The sequence below is a fragment of the Acinetobacter sp. NEB149 genome (assembly GCF_012516415.1).
Lineage (GTDB): Bacteria > Pseudomonadota > Gammaproteobacteria > Pseudomonadales > Moraxellaceae > Acinetobacter > Acinetobacter lwoffii_V.
In genome coordinates this window covers 82,965-104,833 of sequence record NZ_CP051208.1, presented here as the reverse complement: position 1 = coordinate 104,833, position 21,869 = coordinate 82,965, and the positions used below count along the sequence as shown (strand labels likewise).

Annotated in this window: 22 protein-coding genes; 10 read left to right on the top strand and 12 right to left on the bottom strand. The window is 44.1% G+C overall.

From position 1 onward, the window contains the following. Positions 1 to 95: 95 nt before the first annotated feature. From HGD77_RS00490 to HGD77_RS00475, 4 genes are all read right to left on the bottom strand, one after another. Entirely contained in the window at positions 96 to 1,388 is a 1,293-nt protein-coding gene (locus HGD77_RS00490; RefSeq protein WP_005094875.1) for a lytic murein transglycosylase, read from the bottom strand. Between the two features lie 713 nt (positions 1,389 to 2,101). Continuing rightward, positions 2,102 to 3,223 (bottom strand): 5-(carboxyamino)imidazole ribonucleotide synthase, encoded by a 1,122-nt coding sequence (locus HGD77_RS00485; RefSeq protein WP_005094872.1) that lies wholly within the window; start codon positions 3,221 to 3,223, stop codon positions 2,102 to 2,104. Between the two features lie 15 nt (positions 3,224 to 3,238). After that, a complete protein-coding gene (gene purE / locus HGD77_RS00480; RefSeq protein ID WP_005094870.1) occupies positions 3,239 to 3,751 on the bottom strand; it encodes a 5-(carboxyamino)imidazole ribonucleotide mutase in 513 nt (170 codons plus the stop codon). Positions 3,752 to 3,950: 199 nt separating this feature from the next. After that, complete coding sequence (locus tag HGD77_RS00475) at positions 3,951 to 4,292, bottom strand: DMT family protein (RefSeq protein WP_004647146.1); 342 nt, start codon at positions 4,290 to 4,292, stop codon at positions 3,951 to 3,953. Positions 4,293 to 4,296: 4 nt separating this feature from the next. Between HGD77_RS00475 and HGD77_RS00470 the strand changes: the two genes are divergently transcribed. The 3 genes from HGD77_RS00470 to HGD77_RS00460 all read left to right on the top strand — a co-directional run bounded on the left by HGD77_RS00470 (position 4,297) and on the right by HGD77_RS00460 (position 7,340). Continuing rightward, positions 4,297 to 4,473, top strand: coding sequence for a hypothetical protein (locus HGD77_RS00470; RefSeq protein ID WP_016806943.1), 177 nt, complete (start codon positions 4,297 to 4,299; stop codon positions 4,471 to 4,473). Positions 4,474 to 4,534: 61 nt separating this feature from the next. Further along, positions 4,535 to 5,899, top strand: a complete 1,365-nt coding sequence (gene mpl / locus HGD77_RS00465; protein ID WP_004281908.1) for a UDP-N-acetylmuramate:L-alanyl-gamma-D-glutamyl-meso-diaminopimelate ligase — start codon at positions 4,535 to 4,537, stop codon at positions 5,897 to 5,899. A 358-nt stretch (positions 5,900 to 6,257) separates the two neighbouring features. Beyond that, positions 6,258 to 7,340 carry a zinc-dependent alcohol dehydrogenase family protein gene (locus tag HGD77_RS00460; RefSeq protein WP_004281911.1) on the top strand — a complete coding sequence of 361 codons (1,083 nt, stop codon included), beginning with the start codon at positions 6,258 to 6,260 and terminating at the stop codon, positions 7,338 to 7,340. A 61-nt stretch (positions 7,341 to 7,401) separates the two neighbouring features. Here HGD77_RS00460 and HGD77_RS00455 read toward each other — a convergent pair whose 3' ends face one another. Further along, positions 7,402 to 7,875 carry a BLUF domain-containing protein gene (locus HGD77_RS00455; protein ID WP_004281912.1) on the bottom strand — a complete coding sequence of 158 codons (474 nt, stop codon included), beginning with the start codon at positions 7,873 to 7,875 and terminating at the stop codon, positions 7,402 to 7,404. A gap of 196 nt (positions 7,876 to 8,071) precedes the next feature. Between HGD77_RS00455 and HGD77_RS00450 the strand changes: the two genes are divergently transcribed. Beyond that, positions 8,072 to 8,419, top strand: a complete 348-nt coding sequence (locus tag HGD77_RS00450) for a hypothetical protein (RefSeq protein ID WP_168730578.1) — start codon at positions 8,072 to 8,074, stop codon at positions 8,417 to 8,419. On the opposite strand, the gene HGD77_RS00445 is transcribed toward HGD77_RS00450, so the two are convergent. Further along, positions 8,412 to 8,702: a GNAT family N-acetyltransferase gene (locus tag HGD77_RS00445; protein WP_005108225.1), complete on the bottom strand. Its 291-nt coding sequence runs from the start codon at positions 8,700 to 8,702 to the stop codon at positions 8,412 to 8,414. The two genes, HGD77_RS00450 and HGD77_RS00445, sit on opposite strands and share 8 nt — an antisense overlap. A gap of 31 nt (positions 8,703 to 8,733) precedes the next feature. After that, the gene (locus tag HGD77_RS00440) at positions 8,734 to 9,012 is read right to left on the bottom strand and encodes a GNAT family N-acetyltransferase (RefSeq protein ID WP_005094867.1); all 279 of its coding nucleotides are present in this window, start codon (positions 9,010 to 9,012) and stop codon (positions 8,734 to 8,736) included. Between the two features lie 155 nt (positions 9,013 to 9,167). Here HGD77_RS00440 and HGD77_RS00435 point away from each other — a divergent pair, with 155 nt between their 5' ends. Beyond that, positions 9,168 to 10,361: a sugar transporter gene (locus HGD77_RS00435; RefSeq protein WP_004281920.1), complete on the top strand. Its 1,194-nt coding sequence runs from the start codon at positions 9,168 to 9,170 to the stop codon at positions 10,359 to 10,361. Between the two features lie 331 nt (positions 10,362 to 10,692). Further along, complete coding sequence (locus HGD77_RS00430; RefSeq protein WP_005094866.1) at positions 10,693 to 11,658, top strand: TerC family protein; 966 nt, start codon at positions 10,693 to 10,695, stop codon at positions 11,656 to 11,658. 39 nt (positions 11,659 to 11,697) lie between these two features. On the opposite strand, the gene HGD77_RS00425 is transcribed toward HGD77_RS00430, so the two are convergent. Continuing rightward, positions 11,698 to 12,270 carry a nucleotidyltransferase family protein gene (locus HGD77_RS00425; RefSeq protein WP_168730577.1) on the bottom strand — a complete coding sequence of 191 codons (573 nt, stop codon included), beginning with the start codon at positions 12,268 to 12,270 and terminating at the stop codon, positions 11,698 to 11,700. A gap of 98 nt (positions 12,271 to 12,368) precedes the next feature. Here HGD77_RS00425 and guaD point away from each other — a divergent pair, with 98 nt between their 5' ends. The 3 genes from guaD to HGD77_RS00410 all read left to right on the top strand — a co-directional run bounded on the left by guaD (position 12,369) and on the right by HGD77_RS00410 (position 14,879). Then, positions 12,369 to 13,697, top strand: a complete 1,329-nt coding sequence (gene guaD, locus HGD77_RS00420) for a guanine deaminase (RefSeq protein ID WP_005094862.1) — start codon at positions 12,369 to 12,371, stop codon at positions 13,695 to 13,697. A gap of 224 nt (positions 13,698 to 13,921) precedes the next feature. Next, positions 13,922 to 14,449 carry a hypoxanthine phosphoribosyltransferase gene (gene hpt, locus HGD77_RS00415; RefSeq protein ID WP_004281925.1) on the top strand — a complete coding sequence of 176 codons (528 nt, stop codon included), beginning with the start codon at positions 13,922 to 13,924 and terminating at the stop codon, positions 14,447 to 14,449. A gap of 172 nt (positions 14,450 to 14,621) precedes the next feature. Continuing rightward, on the top strand, positions 14,622 to 14,879 hold the full coding sequence (locus HGD77_RS00410; protein ID WP_004281926.1) for a GlsB/YeaQ/YmgE family stress response membrane protein: 258 nt from the start codon (positions 14,622 to 14,624) through the stop codon (positions 14,877 to 14,879). Between the two features lie 100 nt (positions 14,880 to 14,979). On the opposite strand, the gene HGD77_RS00405 is transcribed toward HGD77_RS00410, so the two are convergent. Further along, the gene (locus HGD77_RS00405) at positions 14,980 to 15,681 is read right to left on the bottom strand and encodes a DsbC family protein (RefSeq protein WP_004281927.1); all 702 of its coding nucleotides are present in this window, start codon (positions 15,679 to 15,681) and stop codon (positions 14,980 to 14,982) included. Positions 15,682 to 16,059: 378 nt separating this feature from the next. On the opposite strand from HGD77_RS00405, the gene HGD77_RS00400 reads away from it, so the two are divergent. Then, positions 16,060 to 17,205, top strand: a complete 1,146-nt coding sequence (locus HGD77_RS00400) for an MFS transporter (protein ID WP_005094855.1) — start codon at positions 16,060 to 16,062, stop codon at positions 17,203 to 17,205. Positions 17,206 to 17,236: 31 nt separating this feature from the next. Here HGD77_RS00400 and HGD77_RS00395 read toward each other — a convergent pair whose 3' ends face one another. The 3 genes from HGD77_RS00395 to yidC all read right to left on the bottom strand — a co-directional run bounded on the left by HGD77_RS00395 (position 17,237) and on the right by yidC (position 21,866). Beyond that, positions 17,237 to 18,541 (bottom strand): IS4 family transposase, encoded by a 1,305-nt coding sequence (locus tag HGD77_RS00395; RefSeq protein ID WP_004729329.1) that lies wholly within the window; start codon positions 18,539 to 18,541, stop codon positions 17,237 to 17,239. Positions 18,542 to 18,651: 110 nt separating this feature from the next. After that, positions 18,652 to 20,010: a tRNA uridine-5-carboxymethylaminomethyl(34) synthesis GTPase MnmE gene (gene mnmE / locus HGD77_RS00390; protein WP_004281929.1), complete on the bottom strand. Its 1,359-nt coding sequence runs from the start codon at positions 20,008 to 20,010 to the stop codon at positions 18,652 to 18,654. 92 nt (positions 20,011 to 20,102) lie between these two features. Then, the gene (yidC, locus tag HGD77_RS00385) at positions 20,103 to 21,866 is read right to left on the bottom strand and encodes a membrane protein insertase YidC (protein WP_004281930.1); all 1,764 of its coding nucleotides are present in this window, start codon (positions 21,864 to 21,866) and stop codon (positions 20,103 to 20,105) included. Positions 21,867 to 21,869: the final 3 nt, after the last annotated feature.

Genomic DNA, 21,869 nt, shown 5'->3' with positions numbered 1-21,869 from the left:
AATTACTATTATCTTGCATGACTATAATAGCTACTCAAAAACAGTCATCACAAAAGGTCTGCATGAATGCAGACCTTTTTTCGTTTTCAATATTTTTATTGCATCATGCGTTTGGCATTTTCATTTCTAAAAGCACGCAGAATCTGCTGACCGGCACGACCTGTAGGACTTAAGCCCAAACGCTGCTGTTCCTGACGAATCGCCTGACGGGTTTTATCTCCAATCAGACCATCCACTGCACCAATATCATAGCCACGGTTTAACAGAAATTGCTGGATCTCACGACGTTCTGCACGCGAAGTTCCCGGATCATCAGTAGGCCATGTGGCCATAAATGAACCTTTACCTTGCAGGCGATCGGATAAATGTGCAATCGCCAAGGCATAACTTTCTGCCGCGTTATAGCTATAAATGGCATCAAAATTTTTAAATACCAAAAATACTGGGCCACTCGGGCCTGCAGGTGCAAGTAATCCTGCTTGAGAGGATTGTGATAAATTCCCTTGAATTAATGCCGAACCATCGGCACGTACCACCCCTTGATTGTTCCAACTACTCAAGGATTTTTTATTTCTTCGGCCTTCACCGGAAACCGACATGCCTTGAGGGATCTTGACTTCAAAACCCCAAGGCTGTCCGCTCTGCCAGCCACGCTTGCTTAAAAAGTTGGCAGTTGATGCGAGTGCATCCGGAATGCTCGAAACTAGATCACGTCGGCCATCACCATCAAAATCAACTGCAAGCTCATCATAAGTCGATGGCATAAACTGGGTATGACCAAATGCGCCTGCCCAGGAACCCTTTAATTGTTCTTCACGCACATCGCCACGCTGTAACAGTTTCATAGTGGTAAAAAACTCACCACGGAAATAACTCTGGCGACGACCTTCACAGCTCAAAGTTCCTAAAGCCTGTAATAAAGGATATTTCCCCGAAATATCACCAAAATTACTTTCGACACCCCATACCGCAACTACCGTTTCTGCAGGTATACCATAGGTGGCAGCAACACGATTGAGCACCTCACGATGTTGCTGTAATTTTTGCCGGCCGAGCTGAACCCGTTCTTCATCCACCAAACCAGACAGATAATCCCAAATTGGGGTAGAAAATTCAGGCTGGTAATTCAGGCGTTCAATCACTGAATAATCAGGGCTTAAGTTTTGGGTATAACGATCATAGGTACTGCCGCTTACACCTCTAGCAACAGCTTGACTGCGCAAATTGGCGAGACAGTTTTGAAAATTATTTTGGGAGGCATAATTCGGGATATTTGAACTAGAGGTCAAATCAGTCGGCGTGACACGTTGACCATTAATAATAAGTTCAGCCTGTGCCTGTGAAGCAGCCAAGACCACAGAACCAATAAAAAGTGCAAGCCGTTGCATAAGACCCTTGAGTATTTAGATTTTGAATTATGTTTCTACCTTAGCAGCTCATGATGAAAATTAAAGCGCCAATGCGTAAATTTAAATCCATAATTCCTACACTTTTAAATTCATTTTGTAATCTTTAAATTTAAACATGAGTTATCCACAAGCCTGATTTAAATTCAAATCAGCGGGATTTTTAAATTCAAATTCAAAACACTTGCAATCAGTTTTAAATTTAAAAATTACTGGGGATAACTTGTTTCAGGAAAAGCGACTCTCGATCATCAACATGCTCTAATTACACTAGTTTTTCTTTTAAATTCATTTAAATAATGGGCTAATATTTTTAAATTCAAAACTTTGAATTTATTTATCCAGTTTTAAATTTGAATTCATATTTTTTTGAATTTAAAAGCGCAAGTTTAAATTCAAAGTCCGATTTAAATTCGAATTTGTTTTTATGAATTTAAATTCAAAACCACTTTCCAGTTTTAAATTCAAACTTTGATTTTAGGCTTATCCACAAATGAATATGACAAAATTCAGCGGTAAATAAGATTTTATTGAATTGGTATATTTATACTCAATTGATCAGTTTATAAGCAATTGATTTAAAAACTGATCCGACCAATGGCAGGTATTTTTGAAGAGGCGCAATCATGCCTGAAAGCAGACAAATAAAAAAGCGATCACCGAAGTGATCGCTTTTTTTATCAGCAAGTTAAAGCCTAGATGGTCATATCTTCGCTCAATGCCAATGGATTCGGTAAAATTTTCGCCAGTTGGCGGCAAAGTACAGACAATTGCGCGCTGTCATTTGGCATCAGGGTAATGTGACCAATCTTGCGGCCTTCGCGCTCTGACTTATTGTAAAGATGCAAATGTGCACCTTCCAGAGCAAGTACATCTGCAGATTTCGGATGCTGACCAATGATGTTCACCAAGACAGTTGGGCGGATCACTTCAGTTGAACCTAAAGGTAAACCTGCCACGGCACGCACATGGTTTTCAAACTGCGAACATACTGCACCTTCAATCGACCAGTGACCCGAGTTATGCACACGTGGTGCCATCTCGTTGGCATATAGGCCATTGTCTGTCACAAACAACTCAAGGGTCAGCACACCGACATAGTTCAGATGATTCAGCAGGCGAGTGATGTATTCTTGTGCTACCGGCTGCAAGTCAGTACTGTCCGGTGCTGGCACAATCGAGTGCGACAGAATGCCGTCATGATGATGATTTTCCGCCAATGGCCAGGTTTTAACATCACCATCTTGGCCGCGTACTGCAATGATTGAAACTTCACGCGAGAAGGTGACAAAGCTTTCTGCAATCAGCTCACCTGCAGGGCCCAATTCTGCCCAGGCCTGATCCATCTGATCGGTCGAACGTAAAACGAATTGGCCTTTACCATCATAACCGCCACGCGAGGTTTTCAGTACGATCGGCAAGCCCAGTTCAGCTACAGCAGCCTCTAAGCTTTCCAGTGAAGTGACCGCTTTGTACGGTGCAACCGGAATAGCCAGTTCATCAAACAAGGCTTTTTCAGACAGACGATGCTGGGCAATCGCCAAAGCCTGACGCGGCGGATGCAGTTGCTTGCTTTGCGTCAGTACATCAACATCTGTAAGTGGCGTATTTTCAAACTCAAGGCTAAATACATCTGCACTATTAATAAAGTCTTGCAGACCATTTTCAGCCTGGCTCGAAATCACCGGACCCAAAGCAGCAGAAGGACAGTCTGTGCTGGCTTCAAAAAATGTACATTGAATATTTAATGGAAGTGCCGCTTGCGCCATCATACGACCCAGCTGACCGCCACCAAAAATACCGATGGTTTTATCCATAATCTGTGTCTCGACTTAAGCTTGGCCTGGAATATTGTTACTTGCCACTTTATCTGTTTGCGCTGCACGGAAATCTGCAACATTTTTTGCGATTTCTGGACGGGTCAAACCCAGAATTTGCGCGGCCATAATGGCAGCATTGGTGGCACCGGCAGGACCGATGGCCAAGGTACCCACCGCAATACCGGCTGGCATTTGCACAATAGACAGCAATGAATCAACACCGTTTAAAATCGAAGATTTCACCGGTACACCCAAAACTGGAAGATCAGTTTTCGCTGCACACATACCCGGTAAATGCGCTGCGCCACCTGCACCGGCAATAATTACATGAATACCACGATCACGCGCTTGCTCGGCATATTCAAACAGGCGGTCTGGGGTACGGTGTGCAGAAACAACTTCGGCTTCAAATGGGACACCAAGCTGCTTGAGCATATTGGCAGTGTGTTCGAGAGTTGCCCAATCTGATTGAGAACCCATGATAATACCTACGAGAGGAGTATCTTGTGCAGCAGCCGCATTCATTGCAAATTTTCCAGAGATTAAAGTGAGATAAAGATAAATCTCGACGAGAGAGCCAAGCTTGAATAGGAGTGCGTATTATAGACTGAAAATTCAGCTTCATAAAATTTAACGGTCAAAGCAAGGCTCGATTTTTCTTGTTTTTTTATCGAATTTTCAAAAACTGTAATAAAAATAGGGGAGTATCTGCAGTTACAACTATTTAAGAACTGCGGAATACAAAATAGACACATCCACACAGACATAAAGCAGCCCAGAGATAATCCAGTTTAAAGGGCTGTTTAAACATAAAAATCATAAAAGGAACAAAGACTAGTAAGGTCACGACTTCCTGGGTGATTTTCATTTGACCGACTGCCAGGCCTTGCTGCGCCAGTAATTTGGTCGCTGGAATCATCAGACTATATTCAAACAGGGCAATGGCCCAGCTGAACAAAATCGCTTGCCAGAGCGGTGCATCATGCGGCAAAAATTTTAAATGCCCATACCAGGCCAGGGTCATAAAACAGTTGGCAATTACCAGAAGAAATAAAGCCGGCAGCATTTGCATGCACTCTGCAAAAAAGTCGAACTTATTTTACGGTTTATTTGGCGAAAAGATATTGCATCGCTTTGAAATTTTCTTTGAATTTATCCGTGAAACAGGATTTAAAAAATCCCACAACAAGGCCAGAATTTTCACTATCTTTTCAGCTAAAGCCTTGCTATCGTTGCTTGCAAATTGAATAAATCATGACAACAGCACCAATATAAAGTGATGGGTCAGACAGGAACGGAGTAAAGTAGATGCATCTGCATATTTTGGGTATTTGTGGCACCTTTATGGGCTCGTTAGCGCTACTTGCACGCGATCTGGGCCACCAGGTAACAGGTTCAGACCTGAATGTGTATCCACCCATGTCGACCCAACTTGAAAATGCGGGCATCACTTTAATGCAGGGTTATGACCGCAGTCATTTACAGCCTCATCCGGATCTGGTGATCGTCGGCAATGCCATGAAGCGTGGTATTGATGCAGTCGAATATATGCTGAATGCAGGTCTGCCTTATATTTCAGGTCCGCAGTTCCTGGCTGATCATGTTCTGCAAGGTAAACACGTGCTGGGTGTCGCCGGAACACATGGTAAAACCACGACCACCACGATGCTGGCTTGGGTACTGGATCAAGCCGGTCTGGAGCCAGGTTTTCTGATTGGCGGTGTGCCATTGGGCTTTTCGGAAAGTGCGCGTCTCGGTGGTGGGAAATATTTCTGTGTCGAAGCCGATGAATACGATTCTGCTTTCTTCGACAAGCGTTCCAAGTTCGTGCATTACCATCCAAAAACCGCAATTTTAAATAACCTGGAATTTGACCATGCCGATATCTTCGATGATCTAGCCGCAATTCAAAAGCAGTTCCATCATCTAGTTCGTACCATTCCAAGTGAAGGCCGGATTATCGCGCCGATTACTGAAAGCAATATTGATGAAGTGCTGGAGCAGGGCTGCTGGACACCTGTAGTACGCACCAGTCTGGATGCCAATGAAAAAGCTAAGCTGTATGCAGAACAATTGTCAGCAGATGGTTCACATTTCAAAGTGCTGCAACAGGGCGTGGTCAAAGGCGAAGTACAATGGAATATGACTGGACAGCATTCGGTGGCCAATGCCTTGGCCACGATTGCTGCCGCTGAACATGTCGGCGTATCGATTGAAACTGCCTGTGAAGCACTATCGAATTTTGGTGGGGTGAAACGCCGTATGGAACTGTTAGGCACAGTCCGTGGTATCGAGGTTTATGATGATTTCGCCCATCATCCGACGGCGATTGATACGACCTTAGAAGGTGCGCGCAAACGTCTAGGGGAACGCAAACTCTGGGCAATTATTGAACCACGTTCCAATACCATGCGCATGGGCAGTCATAAAGATGGCTTGGCTCATTCAGCACGTCTGGCCGATGAAGTGATCTGGTATCAACCGGAAGGACTGGACTGGGATCTGCAACCGGTCATTGAGGCTGCGCCAAACAAGGCCAAAGTTGCACGCACACTGGATGACATCATTCAGACCGTGGTAGCAGAGGCAGGCGAGGGCGATGCCGTAGTAATTATGTCGAATGGTGGTTTTGGTGGTTTGCATCAGAAGCTGATTACTGTTTTACAAGCATAAAACAGATTTAAGTGAAGTGAAGAAGCCCGCCTAGCGGGCTTTTTTTAGCATATTAAAACGTTGATTGAGAAAAAGTGAACCGTTGTTCTGATCCTGCAATCCTATGATTTAAACATTGACCCAAAGAGCAGATTTATCTCTGAACCCTCCCTGATGATCTTTTGTTGCAATCTGTACACAAGACTCATTGCAGCGCCATATCACTCAAGGCACAATCGAGAAGAACACAGGTATCTATAGGCCTGAAAGCCAGATCATAAATCAGCCCATCGCTGTCACTATATAAAAGCAATCGAGGCGTTCATTATTCTCGCTGAGTCAGGTCATTCTCATTCCTCATTCCATTAGGAGATGTGTCATGACAACGATGAAAGCGATGGTCTATTACGGCGCAAATGATATCCGCTTTGAAGACCGCCCAGTTCCCACCATTTTGCATCCCAGCGATGCCATCATTAAACTGGAAAAAGTTACCATCTGCGGTACCGACTTGGGTATCTGGAAAGGTAAAAACCCGGAAATTGAGCAGGAGGCTACGCGTAAAGAGGGCAGCTTTAAGGGACGTATTTTAGGTCACGAAGGTATTGGCATTGTGGAAGAAGTTGGTTCCGCCGTGCAAAACTTTAAAAAGGGCGACCGGGTGATTATTTCCTGTGTCAGCCGCTGCGGAACCTGTGAAAACTGCCAGAAACAGCTCTATGCCCATTGTCGCAATGAAGGCGGCTGGATCATGGGTTATATGATTGATGGCACCCATGCCGAATATGTACGCACGCCCTTTGCCGATACCTCACTCTATCATTTACCCGATGGCCTGAATCAAGATGTGGCCGTATTCCTCTCAGATATCCTGCCAACTTCACATGAAATTGGGGTGCAATATGGCGATGTCAAACCAGGCGACAATGTCGCGATTGTCGGGGCAGGGCCAATCGGCATGAGTTGTCTGCTCACCGCACAGTTTTATTCACCCGCCAATATTATTATGGTGGATATGGATGATAATCGGCTGGAATTTGCCAAGACTGTCGGCGCGACGCATATCATCAACTCTGCCAAAGAAGATGCCATTCAAAAGATTCTAGAGATTACCGATGGACGCGGGGTCGACTGTGCCATTGAAGCAGTGGGGGTGGAGCCTACCTGGAATATTTGCCAGCATGTCGTGAAGGAGGGCGGGCATATTGCCAACGTCGGCGTACATGGTAAACCGGTGAGTTTTGAACTGAACAAACTCTGGATTAAAAACCTGACCATCACCACCGGCCTGGTGAATGCCAATACCACAGGGATGTTGCTGAAAACCTGCTGTTCCGGCAAATTGCCCCTAGAAAAACTGGCGACCCATCATTTTAAATTTTCCGATTTTGAAAAAGCCTATGATGTCTTTAAACATGCCTCTGATGAAAAGGCCTTAAAAGTCATGATTGACATGACCTAATCCACATCAGACAAAAAAGTCCGCCATGCGGACTTTTTATTTTCAGCTTTGATCCATCAGATCAAAAATAGGGGACATAACCACGCTGCTTATAACCTTTTGGCGATGCCAAACTGGCCTGATTTTCTTCCAGGCGATACAGTACTTTGAGGAATTCGGCAATTCCTGACTGCTGTAAGGCATGCGGATCAAATTGCTTCAAACCTAAACGTGAAAATAAAGAAGAAATTTCACTGTGTTTATGCACATATTTCATTGACCATTCCGAGAAATGGGAATGCTCTACCATCGCATCTGCAAAACGCAAGATATTGTGATGGCGGGGATCCCGACAAATGCTCTGAAATAAACTTTCCACTACTTCAGCCTGACCTTCAAGGCACTGGAAAAATTTGCCATGGGAATAATACAACACCCCATGAATCTGATGCTGAAGATTGAACTTCCGGGCAGTGGCTAAAATATCGCTCAAATCTTGTAACAACTCTTGTTCAGATTCTATGCGTTCACTAGCATAGCAAAGCTGTAGCATCATGCCATCTCCCTAGAGGGAAGAATTAAAAATACAATTTAATCAATAATTTTAAATTAAGTCGACTATTTTTTGAGCAAACATCCGTTTTTGCTTACACGGTTTTCAGTTTGCATTTCTGGATTAAACTTTTAACAATAGTCCCTAAATTATTAAACGAATATTTTCATACACCTACCGTAAGCATGAGGATCACCTGATGTTAAAAGATCTGATTTTAACCCTCGCCTTGTTATGTGTGTGTTTTGTCCTGATGATCACTTTAAATAACTGGCAATTCAGTGCTCAAACCAATTTGCTGATCAGTTCAATTTTTATTAGCTGGACGATCTTGAAATTTGTTGGGCATCGTATTTATTTTCATGCCAGTTACCTGCTGATCATGGCAATTTTAGTGATGCTGCAACAGTTTGAAGAAATTTTCTGGGCCATGACCGGCGTGATGGCAGGTTTCGGTTTATATACCCTGTTACAGGTTATATTGATTCCTGCCTTGAAAGAAAAACTGCATTTATCTTTCGGGAAATCCCCTTGGGTAGTTAAATAGCAGTTGCTGCGACATCTGCCAGACTTCGGTCACGTTTAAACATGACATCCACATAGGAACATTGTGGGATAATGGTTAAACTTTTTTCACGGGCAAAATCGACCAGTACATCCAGCATTTTCCGGGCAATACCGTGGCCACGCAGGGAATCATCGACCCAGGTATGATCGGCAATGATGACGGCATCGCCCCGCCATTGATAAGTGATCTCCGCCAGGCGACGTCCTTGATCTTCCATAAAAAATACACCACCACGTTTTGAATCTTGATATTTAATTTCCATACGAATCTAAACCTTTGTTGTCATTTTAAAATTATAAAACATCATTAAAGCGAGGCTCTCGCTCGAACACGGATTTGGCAAAAGGACATTTTGGAATAATCCTGATGCCGTGTTCACGGGCAAAATTCACAGCGGCCTCGACCAGATAATACCCGACGTGCTGTCCGCGTAGGCTGTCATCGACCCAGGTGTGTTCAATCACTAATTGATCTTCATTTACTCTGGAATAACTCATTTCTGCCAGACGTTTTTCATTTGGCTCTACAAACCATAAACCTCCAGTGTCCTGTTGCTGATGCTCGATCAACATACCGATCCTCTCCTTGTTTTTAAGCCAGACTGACATATTTTTCCCTGCTCTATTGTTAGATTTCTTTTAAAGGATTGTGAATCTGTCCTTCTGACCAATACCGCATTTTGCTGAACAGGTTTAAACTGCCGGCCGGTTCCTTTTATCAGATGTTTATGTCCAGCTCTTCTTCCACCTCTTCGGTGACGCGTCAATGGGTTTGTGTGATTGCTTTAGCCTCTGCTGCCTTTATTTTCAATACCACCGAATTTATCCCGGTGGCGCTATTAAGTGATATTGGTACCAGTTTTGCCATGTCACCGACCCAGGTCGGATGGATGCTGACAATTTATGCCTGGGTCGTGGCGCTGCTGTCTTTGCCAATGATGTTACTGACCAAAAATATTGAACGGCGCTTTCTGCTGATGGTTTTATTTGCGGTGTTTATTTTCAGTCATGTGCTGTCCTATTTTGCCTGGAGCTTTAGCATTCTGGTGCTGAGCCGGATTGGTATTGCCGTGGCGCATGCGCTGTTCTGGTCAATTACGGCGTCACTTGCTGTGCGGGTTGCGCCAAAGGGCAAAAAATTTCAGGCATTGGGCTTATTGGCTACCGGTACCGCCATGGCGATGGTCTTGGGAATTCCCTTTGGCCGGATGATCGGGGAGGCCTATGGCTGGCGCAATAGTTTTGCCTTGATCGCAGTTGTGGCAAGCGTGGTCTGCGTACTGCTGGCCAAAACCTTGCCTTTATTGCCAAGTGTTAATTCAGGTTCACTCAGCAGTTTAAAAAGCTTGCTAAAACGTCCCAGCCTGATGCTGGTCTTTGCGCTTACCGTGCTTGTGATTAGTGCGCAATTTACCGCCTATAGTTATATTGAACCCTTTGCGCTGAATATTGCGCAATTCAGCTCTGCACAGACCACCAGCTTATTGCTGATTTATGGCGGTGCGGGCCTGATCGGGTCTTATGTATTTGGCCGCTTTGCACCGCATTTTCCCCGACTCACCATTCCGCTATTTACACTCGGGCTAGGGATCTCGCTGCTGTTATTGCTGCCACTGTCTCAGGGTGTATTTCAGCTTAATAGCTTGGCGTTAATCTGGGGCATCAGCATTATTGGGTTTAGTCTGGCTCTACAAGCCAAGACCTTAAATCTGGCTTCTGATGCAACCGATGTCGCCATGGCAATTTTTTCAGGTCTGTACAATGTCGGGATTGGTGGCGGTGCCTTACTCGGCGGTCTGGTAACGGCACATATCGGATTACATAGTATTGGCTGGGTAGGAGCAATCTTGGCCAGCTTGGGTTTTCTGATCAGCTTATACCTGATTCAGCGTCCGGATTTCTTAGGTAAGAAAGCGCCTTGAAGCATGATTTTTGTAAATGAAATTGTAGTCTTAGCAAAAATCTGTCATGCTTGCTGCACATTGAGCTACCGCTCAAATAAAATTTAGTTTGAACAAGGGGAGTAGCCTCCTCCAAGCGTTTAAGAATGAAATTTCAATTTTTAAACGTGTCAGAATATCGTCATTACACTTTGCAAAAAGTCGGTATCTGAGCATCTTGAAGTCACACTTTATATAAAAAAGTGGAACAGTAAGATGTAGGCAAGACCTTGATCATGTTGTTATAGATGTTTTTCATCTGGCAACTGGTCAAGGTTTTTTTATGGCTAGTTGTCCGATGTGGAGAATTCACATGGAAACCATTGGTACACTCTGGCTGTATCTCGTCTTTTTCGCGATTGTCGCAGTCATGCTGGTAATCGATTTTGTCGGCTTTAAGCATCAGCATGGTCAGGAAGTTAAAGTCCGAACTGCTGCCTACTGGAGTATTGCCTGGGTCAGTGTCGCGACTTTATTTGGTGGCGGCTTATGGCTGTATCTGGAGCAGACCGCAGGCACGGCAATTGCTAATGCCAAGGTTATGGAATACTTTGCCGGTTATCTGCTGGAAAAATCCCTAGCGATTGATAACGTCTTTGTCTGGCTGATGATCTTCGCGGCCTTCGCCATTCCACCCGCATTGCAACGCAAGCTGCTGTTATATGGCGTACTGGGTGCGATTGTACTCAGAACCATCTTTATTTTTATTGGCGCCTGGTTTGTACAGGAATTCTCTTGGATTCTGTATATCTTCGGTGCGTTCCTGGTGTATACCGGCTTCAAATTCCTTCGTGGTCAGCATGAAGAAGACAGCAATATTGAAGATATGGCGATTCTGAAATGGCTACGTAAACATATGCGTATTACCCCGCAACTTCAGGGCGACAAATTCTTTGTCCGTCAGAATGGTTTGCTCTGGGCAACGCCGTTGTTCTTGGTCCTGATCCTGGTTGAAGCCTCTGATGTGATCTTTGCCGTCGATTCTATTCCAGCTATTTTTGCCGTCACCACCGATCCCTTTATTGTCCTTACCGCAAACCTGATGGCGATTTTAGGCCTACGCGCGATGTTCTTCCTGCTCTCGGGCGCAGCCTCAAAAATGCATTATCTGCCTTATGGTCTCGGGATCATTCTGGTCTTTATCGGCTTTAAAATGCTGATGCTGGATGTGTTCCATATGCCGATCTGGATTTCTTTGAGCTTTATTGTGATTGTCCTCACTGTGACCGCGATCTTGTCGATTCGTCATAGTAAGAGGCATAACGAAACCACCCTGTAAAAAGTAATCATCAAAAAAGCCTGCATCAGCAGGCTTTTTTTATTGTTCTATCAGGGATAATTTGGGCCATTTTTGCAAAAACTGTTTGCTCAGCATGCGTTGTTCAAACACGGCATAACTGACTAAATTCGGATTCCAACGCAGCTTTAACTCAAATAAATCTGCTAAACCGAAAGGAGCAATCAACTCCAATTCATCATCTTTTAGGCGCAGTGCCAAGGCCGTGACAGTTTCTGGCCATAATGACAGCGCATGATCAATTGAAGTTAAAGGCTCAATATTTTCATTTTGATCGGTACGATACCACTCATGTACAAAGGCTTGATTGGTCACATCCCAACGGATATCTGGAAAATACTCTTTTAACCGATCTGCAAGTTGCTGTTCTATAACGCGAGCCTGCTCATTTTCATCATAGAAAATCACATCGACCTCAGTATGATTTATTTCATATTCCCATCCATGTAAATGCGCCCAGATCACATGACGTAACACACCCGCTGCGACATAAGCGTCAGAGTGTAATTGTGCTAACTGATGCAAGAAGCGCATTAATGTGGGCTGCGCACACACGATCTGTTGAAATTGATCATAATAATTGGATGGGGTCATAGAAGAATCTGGATCGCTATTTAAATATGAATGTTCATACAAACATGGCAATTTTTTCAGCTACAATCAATCGAAAAAATTAAAAGCGTAGGTTTAAAATGTCTTCTGTAATTGCAACGACAGCGATCCGTGGTCGCTTCCTCGACATTCAGAATACAGTTGCCCAAGCACGTGATATACACGACCAAGTGCGATATGTAGAAGATGGTATAGTCATCATTCACGAAGGTAAAATCCAGTGGTTTGGTCCTTGGCAAGAAGGGCAGTCACGACTTCCTACCAACGCTGAATTACAGCACTATCCAGATCAACTGATTGTTCCCGGTTTTATCGACACCCATATTCATTTCCCGCAAACGGAAATGGTCGGGGCTTATGGTGAACAGCTGCTGGAATGGTTAAATACCTATACATTCCCCACTGAAATCCAGTTTCAAGATGCATCGTACAGCGAAAAAATTGCCGAATTTTTCGTGCAGGAATTGCTTAAAAATGGCACCACCACTGCACTGGTCTTTTGTACCGTTCATCCTGAATCCGTAGATGCTTTATTTAATGCGGCAACCATGCGCAATATGCGTCTGATCGCGGGTAAAGTCCTGATGGATCGTCATGCTCCGGAAGCACTAACAGATACAGCAGAAACAGCTTATACAGATTCTAAAGCGCTGATTGAAAAATGGCACGGACAGGGGCGGAACCTGTATGCGATTACCCCACGCTTTGCACCAACCTCAACACCTGAACAACTACAAAAAGCCGGACAGCTCAAAGCCGAATATCCGGATGTCTATGTACATACCCATTTAAGTGAAAATAAAAATGAAATTGCTTGGGTAAAAGAACTCTTTCCTGAACGTGAAAGTTATTTGGATGTTTATCATCATTATGGTTTAACCGGCAGTAAATCCGTCTTCGCGCATTGCGTGCATCTGGAAGATGAGGAGTGGGATTGTATGCATCAGACCGACTCCGCCATTGCTTTCTGTCCGACCTCAAATCTATTCCTTGGCAGTGGCTTATTTCCCCTGAAAAAAACTTGGGACAAAGGGGTCAAAGTCGGCTTAGGCACAGACATTGGAGCAGGAACATCATTTAATCAGCTGCAAACCTTGAATGAAGCCTATAAGGTGCAGCAGTTGCAGGACGAAAAACTCTCCGCTTTTGAGGCCTTGTATCATGCCACTTTAGGCGGTGCCAAAGCCTTGAGTCTGGATGATCGCCTAGGGAACTTTAATATTGGCAAAGAAGCCGACTTTGTGGTGCTGAATCTCAATGCCACTGCCTTACAGCAGTTACGCCAGAGCAGAGCTAAAAATATTGAAGATGCATTTTTTGCACTGACCATGCTTGGCGATGACCGTAATATTGCAGCCACCTATGTCTATGGAGTAGCCGTCTATGTCAAAGCAGCAGCCAGTGAATAAAGCGACAAAACCCCGCCATCGTCAATACTTGCTCCTGTCTGCAATGGCGCTGGGCTGTGTTTTTTTACTGAAACGCGATTCAGCCGCGGCTAAAAAATGATTACATTTACAGCCAGCAAAACAGGTGCATCTCTGCTAGGGATGTATTAAAATTGCGACGTATTCAGGTGTTGCAGGTCAACACCTTTTTTATTTTGCTATTTTTACTTTTTAGGTATCTACCCATGACCGTCCAAATGAGCGTAATGATTTCCGCTGAAGAAATTCAAGCTAAAGTCAAAGAGCTTGGTGCTCAAATCAATGCACACTATGCCAATAGTGACAAAGAACTTGTGCTCATCGGTTTATTACGTGGTTCAGTGATTTTTATGGCTGATTTATGTCGTGTGATTTCAAAACCGCATGAATTGGATTTCATGACTGTGTCCAGTTATGGCGATGGCACGGTATCGTCACGTGATGTAAAAATCCTGAAAGATTTAGACGGTGAAATCCGTGGTAAAGATGTGTTAGTCGTTGAAGATATTATTGATTCAGGCAACACTTTAAGCAAGGTACTTGAAATCCTGCAAACCCGTGAACCCAATTCGATTCAACTGTGTACTTTGGTAAGTAAACCATCGCGTCGTGAAATCGATTTGAAGGTCGAATTTATGGGCTTTGAGGTTGAAGATAAATTTATCGTGGGTTATGGCTTAGACTATGACCAGAAGTACCGTCACCTGCCATTTATTGGTGAAATCGGTCTTTAAAATCAGGTTAAAAAAAGTGGCATAAGCCACTTTTTTTATACTTCAAATATAGAGAAAACCGGGAACAAAAAATAACATCTCGTTTCAGGATTCAACTTTTTATGATCCTGACTTTGTTTCAAGATGATTAAACAGATGTGAAAACAAAGACATGATAAGAAGGAGTATGCATATGTGGACAATTATTGTGGCGATCGTCATTGGTTTTGTAGCAGGTCTGATTGCACGTGCCATTCATCCTGGTAATGATAAGGCAGGTTTTATTATGACTACCTTACTGGGTATTGCCGGCTCCTTATTGGCGACTTTTGGTGGCCGTATGCTCGGTCTGTATTCGGCAGATTCCGCAGCAGGTCTGATTGCTTCCGTGATTGGTGCTGTGATTATTCTGTTTATTTATAATATGGTCACCAAACGCCGTACAGTCTAAACCATTCAGATGTTTCTGAGGTTGATTTGACGACCTGAATAAAAAAGCACCGGAAAGGTGCTTTTTTATATTGAGCGACTGATAGCTTTATTTAATTTTTTTATAAATTGAATTCTTTAAAGATCTGCTCAATCTGCTCTGCCGGATAGGCACCCATCACTTTAAAACCATTGGAAAAAATAATCGCAGGTGTCCCATTCACGCCCATAGACTGAGCCAGTTTTTTATTCTGTTCAATCGGATTGGCACAAGTTTTTTTCGATTTAGGTTGAATCCCTTGAGCAATCAGATCTTCCCATGCCTGAGCTGGATTAGACTCGCAATACACCTGTTTTGAAGGAGCCACCGACTGGGGTTTTAAAGGAAGAATAAAGGTATAAATCGTCAAATCATTCAGTTTTTTCAGCTCTAACTCAAGCTTTTTACAATACGGGCAATTTGGGTCAGAAAAGATGGCAATCTGACGTTTACCCGTACCTCTTACACTTTTTACAGCATCCTGAAGCGGTAATTTTTTCCAGTCGATACTATTTTGTTTCAGCATTAAATCACGGGTCAGATTATGTTGATCCTGAATCCGCAGCATCGGACCAGCAATCAGATGCTTGGCATCTTCATTCAGATAAACCACTTGGCCCTGCATGGAACCGCTATAGATACCTTTCATCTCGGTGGTCTGAATATTTTCAATTTTTAAATTGGGACTGTTTTTTGCCAAATTAGCTTGTACCGTATCAATATTGGCAAATGCAAAGCTTGAAATGAATGTACTTAAACTAATGATCAGTGTTTTTTTTAACATGAATGTTCTACATGAATTGGATAAGAATATGCTTCGATTCTAATCGCTCTGCTTTTAAATTTCTCAAACATTTATGTTACTGTTTATACCCAGTTAAATAAGCTCATCATGTTTCACGTGGAACACAATATATAAAGTTATACTTAACTCCAATATATCTAAAACCACATCATTATTCATATTAAATAATTGTTTTATATAATTAAAATATTTTAAATGATAAACATCTTACTAATTCAACCTTGACCGATTTTCTGTATCCATTCTAAACTGCAGACACTTTCTATTTTCCTCGCTACGCCCTGACATGGATTGGCCAAGGATCAACACTATAACGGCATTTTCATGACAATAACAACCAGCTGGCGACCGTTCTTGATGGTCAGCTTGGCTTTAATGATGGGAACGATTGGCACCGCTTTGGCCAGTCCGCTTTATCCGATTTATCAACAGCTCTGGCATTTGCTGCCCAGCCAGATCAGCTACATTTTTGTCGCCTATATGTTTGGCTGCCTCTCGACCTTGTTGTTTTTGGGCAGAACCAGTAACAGCATCGGGTTTTTACGAACCCTGCAAATTGGCCTGGCCCTGATCACGCTAGGTCTCATCATTTCCGTTTTTGCTCAGAATGCACTGATCCTCTCGATTGGCCGTTTTATTATTGGGATTGCCTCGGGCCTGATGACCACTTCTGCCATGATGGGTTTAATGCATACCATCCCAGAAAGCCATAAACACACTGCACCACAACTGATTTCAATCATTACTGCAATGGGTTTTGGTTTAGGACCCTTGGTCGGTGGCGTGATTGCGCAGTTTTCCGCTGCGCCTTTGGTAATGCCATATTTGCCAATTATTCTGGGTGCCGTGCTGTGTTTGATTGGCCTATTCTGGATTAAAGCACCCAAGTTTGAGGCACAGCCCTTTAGCATGGCGCCTAAACTGCAACGACCTGAATCGCAATTTCATCTGGTATTTATGATTATTGCAGTGACAGCTTTTAGTGCCTTTGCCGCCTTTAGCCTGTTTGCGTCCCTGTCACCATCCTTTGTCCGCAATATTTTACCTTGGCATGGTCCTTTGGTCAGTGGGCTGGCCATTACCAGTATTTTAGTCGTCTCAGTGATCGTGCAGTTTATGGCCAAAGCGGTCGCAGCGTCTAAATGTCTGAATATCGGCCTGATGATGATGTGCTTGAGCCTGATCATTTTAGCACTATGCATGTATTCGAAAATCAGCCTGCTATTTTTTATCAGTGATATTTGCTTTGGAATTGGCCATGGGTTTGCCCTGATGGGTGCTTTTGCACTGATTCATCAAATGACCAGCTTAGACAACCGTGCAGCCGTCATGTCGACCTATCTGTTTATTGCCTATCTGGGCACTATTGTCCCTATCATTGCTGTGGGTTATCTGGCCGATCACTGGGGGCTGGATTTCGCTGTGATCAGCTTTTGTATCGCGATCAGTCTATTGTGTTTTGCGCTGTGGTGGGCGTATCAAAAATCTCATCGACCAGCCTAAAAAAAGCCCTCAGTTGAGTAATGCCAGTCAGTTAAGAAATTGACTGGCATTTTCTTGGGTATTTCTGTGGTTTTCCTTTCACAACTCGTGGGCAACTTCTAACCCTCCTCTCAGGCAACACATACCTCTTAGATTTCTCCAGTAAACTTTCTAGATGTTTGGGTAAATTCCCTGCGGAGTCTAAAGAGTCAAATCTTAATATATTCAGGATACCGATAGATGCAATATGAAAGCTGATTCTCAAAGGACTGACTTTTGCTCGTTGAGCCATATGTTTCATTTGTCTTCTTAGAATATTATAGGCAATGAAGACCCCCCATAATTCTTGATAAATTAAATCAGGTTGCTTGCTCCTCAAATGCTTGCCTTCCTGTAAATCACTTTTGATTTCTCGGTAACACATTTCTATTTCCCAGCGCTGGGCATAAAGCTTCGCCAAGCCTATCAGTGGATATGCCTTTGAATCCATTAATGAAGTGATATAACGTCTAATTTTCCCTGCCTGCTCAACTTCAATCAAACGCGCTTCCCAATATTCTCCTAATGATGGATTTAGCTTCCTGGCTCTAGCTGAAAGAGGCATTTTGATTTGAAAGTCATGCGGGGAATTACGTTTAATGATCTCATAGCGTAAATTATCTTTTGCTCTCATTAACCAATGACTGGCTTCTACTCGTGTTTGCCAGTCAATCAAGAAATCAGCAGAGAAATAGGCTCGATCAAACAAGGTAATACTATGCGATGGAGGACATAATCGATTTGCCAGTGTAAGTTCACCCTGATCCATGCTACCTATTTGGGCATCAATGATTTCATGGGTGCTGGTATTTACCAGGCAGGTTGCTCTCACTTGTGGATAAGGGGCTGCAGCGGTTTTACCCTTAGATGAGCCAAAGTGTTCAAAATTCTCGTCTGTATAAGGCATAGACCAAACCACCCCGTCAACAGCACATACACTAAGGCCATGAAAGTTTGAGTATTGCTGTTGGGATTCTTCAAACCAGGCTTGGCTGAGTAGAGAAAACAAGGTATTCAAGGGCTCTCGTCCTAAACGTTGTCGTGCTTGCACTGCTGCACTGGGGACACAATATTCTGTTGTACCAAACACAAGTTTTAGTTGCTCTACGACATACCCGATCGGTTGATCTCGAAATAGGGCAAGCCCAATTACCAGCCATACCACATGTTCGGCAGGTAATTTTCTTCTCCTGATAGAAGCCTTACCTGTTTGATGTAGGCTTTCTTTAATCCAGTTTAAATCAATGAGTTCACTGAAATGGCTGAGTGAAGGCAAAGAATGTTGAAGGGTGCAATCTAAATTTTCAGATAAAGTCATAAAAAAAATGAGCGTATTGGCATACACTCATTTTTACTACATTTTTCTAATGTCTGCTTAACTGACTGGCATTACTCAGTTGAGGGCTTTTTTGATGTTTTATTAAATAATTACTTTCCAATACAGAATGAACCGAAGATCTTGCCCAGCAGGTCATCTGCACTGAAATCACCAGTGATCTCACCCAATGCATTTTGCGCCAGACGTAAGGACTCCGCTACCAGTTCACCGGCGTTATACACCACCAGTTGTTCACACGCCTCAGCCAGATAGAGCTGAGTGCGCTTCATTGCATCTAAATGACGGGTACGTGCGATAAAGGTGTCTTCCTCAGGCTGAAAGCCTGCATGCGCTGTAATCGCCTCTATGAGCGCTTGAACGCCAGTTTCTTGCTTGGCAGAGACTGCAATATGCCGGAAACCATTTAAATCGCCAATCACGGCTTCAGCACCGGTCAGGTCGCATTTATTGCCAATTAGCATCAAACGTTTTGGCTCGATATGTTCGGCAAAATATTCTTGGGCGAGTTGCAGCGGATCTTCGCCCTGGCTTAAGTCATAGACCAAGAGTAATAAATCGGCCTGTTCAATTTCCTTAATCGCGCGGCGAATCCCTTCCTTTTCCACGATATCACCGGTTTCACGCAGACCAGCCGTATCGGTCAGGGTAATCGGTAAGCCATTTAAGGTAATTTTCTCATGCAGCACATCACGGGTGGTGCCAGCAATATCGGTCACAATCGCGCGTTCAATTCCGGCCAGCGCATTCAGTAGAGAGGATTTACCGGCATTCGGTTTACCTGCAATTACGACTTGCAAGCCTTCACGTAGAAGCTGTCCTTGACGTGCGGATTGCTGGACTTGAGTGACTGCACTGGATACGCCATCCAGCAGATTTAAAATCTTGCCATCTGCCAGAAAGTCGATTTCTTCTTCCGGAAAATCAATCGCGGCTTCCACATGCAGACGCAGATGAATCAGCTGCTCAAGGACTGCATTGACTTTGGTCGAGAAAGCTCCTTGCAGTGAACGCACCGCAGAACGTGCAGCCGCTTGCGAAGTTGCATCAATCAGGTCGGCAATTGCTTCAGCCTGCACCAGATCCAGCTTGCCATTTTCAAAGGCACGCATCGAGAATTCACCCGCTTTGGCTGCAGTGGCGCCCAGTTCCAGCAAACGGCCAAGCAGGGCGTTCTGAATCACCGGACCGCCATGACCTTGTAGCTCCACTACATCTTCACCGGTAAACGAGTTTGGATTCGGGAAGCAAATCGCCAGTCCTTCATCCATGACTTCACCTGCTGCATCGTAGAACTGGCGGAAACCGGCAAAACGGGCTTTAGGCAGCTCTTTTTGTGTCAGTTGCTGGGCAATTTCATAGGATTTCGGGCCTGACAGGCGAATCACCCCAACGCCGCCACGTCCTGGTGGAGTTGCAATCGCAGCAATAGTTGTGGTTCGGTTGAGCATAAAATTCACCTGCAAAGACTCAAAAGTACAGCCAAAAAAAATCCGCCTAAGATTACCATCTTAAGCGGATTTATTCAGCCTATCCGTACAACTTAGTTGACTGGAGTAACCTCATCACGTTTCGCGCGATCTTTGGCAACAGACTTGTTAATCAAAGTTTGTTGCAGAATCGTGATCAAGTTGTTGACGATCCAGTACAGAACCAAGCCTGCCGGGAAGAACAACAAGAATACGGTAAAGATAATCGGCATAAACTTGAAGACTTTTGCCTGCATTGGATCCGTCGGTTGTGGATTTAACGACTGTTGGATATACATCGTCAAGCCCATCAACAACGGCAGAATGAACCAAGGATCCATTGAAGACAAATCCTGAATCCACAGCATCCATGGCGCATGACGCAGTTCCACAGATTCCATCAATACCCAGTACAAGGCCAGGAAAATCGGCATTTGTAATAACAGTGGTAAACAGCCGGCAAGCGGATTGACCTGTTCACGTTTGTACAATGCCATCATTTCTTGAGAGAAGCGCATGCGATCTTCACCGAACTCTTCTTTCATGCGTTGCATTTCTGGCGCAATCACCCGCATTTTCGCCATAGAGCGATAGCTCTTCGACGACAATGGCCACAGGATCAGTTTCACCAGGATGGTCAACAGAATAATTGCCCAGCCCCAGTTACCCACCAGACCATGGAAGAACTCAAGACCGACAAACAGTAATTTCGCAATTGGCCATAACCAGCCATAATCAACGGTCTGGTTTAAACCCGCAGCCAAATCTTTCAGTTCTGACTGGATTTTTGGACCTGAATAGAAAGTCGCATCAATTTCAGCCACTGTACCTGCAGGCACATTGAAGGTCGGTGAGGTAAAACCAATGATGTTCATGTTATCGGTTGATTTACGTGATTCAAGCTTGGCGCTATAAGCTTCGCCATTGCCTTGAGTCAACTTCAGCTGACCTGGAACCCATGCACTGACAAAGTAGTGCTGTACCATTGCCACCCAACCACCTGTCGCTTCAGTACTGACTTTTTCTTCAACAAAGTTGTCGAATTTAAGCTTGTTGTACTGCTCGTCCGGGGTACCCCATGCACCGCCGAGGAATGTTCCCAGCGTGAAGATCCCTTGATCGGACTTGCCTGGATCTTCCGAGTTATCGCGTTTGATCTGACCGAACATCTGGCCTTGCCAGGTCTGGCCACTGCGGTTAACCACTTTGTGATTTACCACGACCGGATATTCACCTTCAGTGAAATTGAAGGTCTTAATGATCTCAATCCCGTCAGCGGTTTTAAACACTAGCGGTACAGACAATACTTTCAGGTTTTCACCATCTTTGGATTTGACTGTTTTCGCATCTGCCAGGGTATAAGCAGTTTTTTCCAGCTCATACATTGGACGGCCGTTACGGCTGCTGTCCGGTCCATTCAGACCGATCAGGCCAGACTGGGCGACATAAGTACGTTTCGCATCGCTTTCCAGCATGACGAAAGGTTCATCGCTGTCTTTGTTCTTGTCATGATTGAGTAATTCAATACGAACAATATCACCACCCTTCGGATTGATCCAAAGATGATAAAGGTCAGTTTGTACTGAAATAAGCTGCTGACTTACAGGTGCTGTGGCATCCGTGGCTTGCTGTGCTGGCACATTTGCTTGTGGCAGATCAGAGGCAACTGTAGCCGTCTGACCATTTGGCAAATCTGCAGATACGTCATGCGAAACAACAGCAGTTTCCTGCTGCGGTTTTGTTTCAGCATTTCCATAATCTTTTTGCCACGCCAAAATGAGCAAATATGCGACAACAAACATGGCTCCGAGAATTGCAATCCTGGCCCATTGTTGCATATG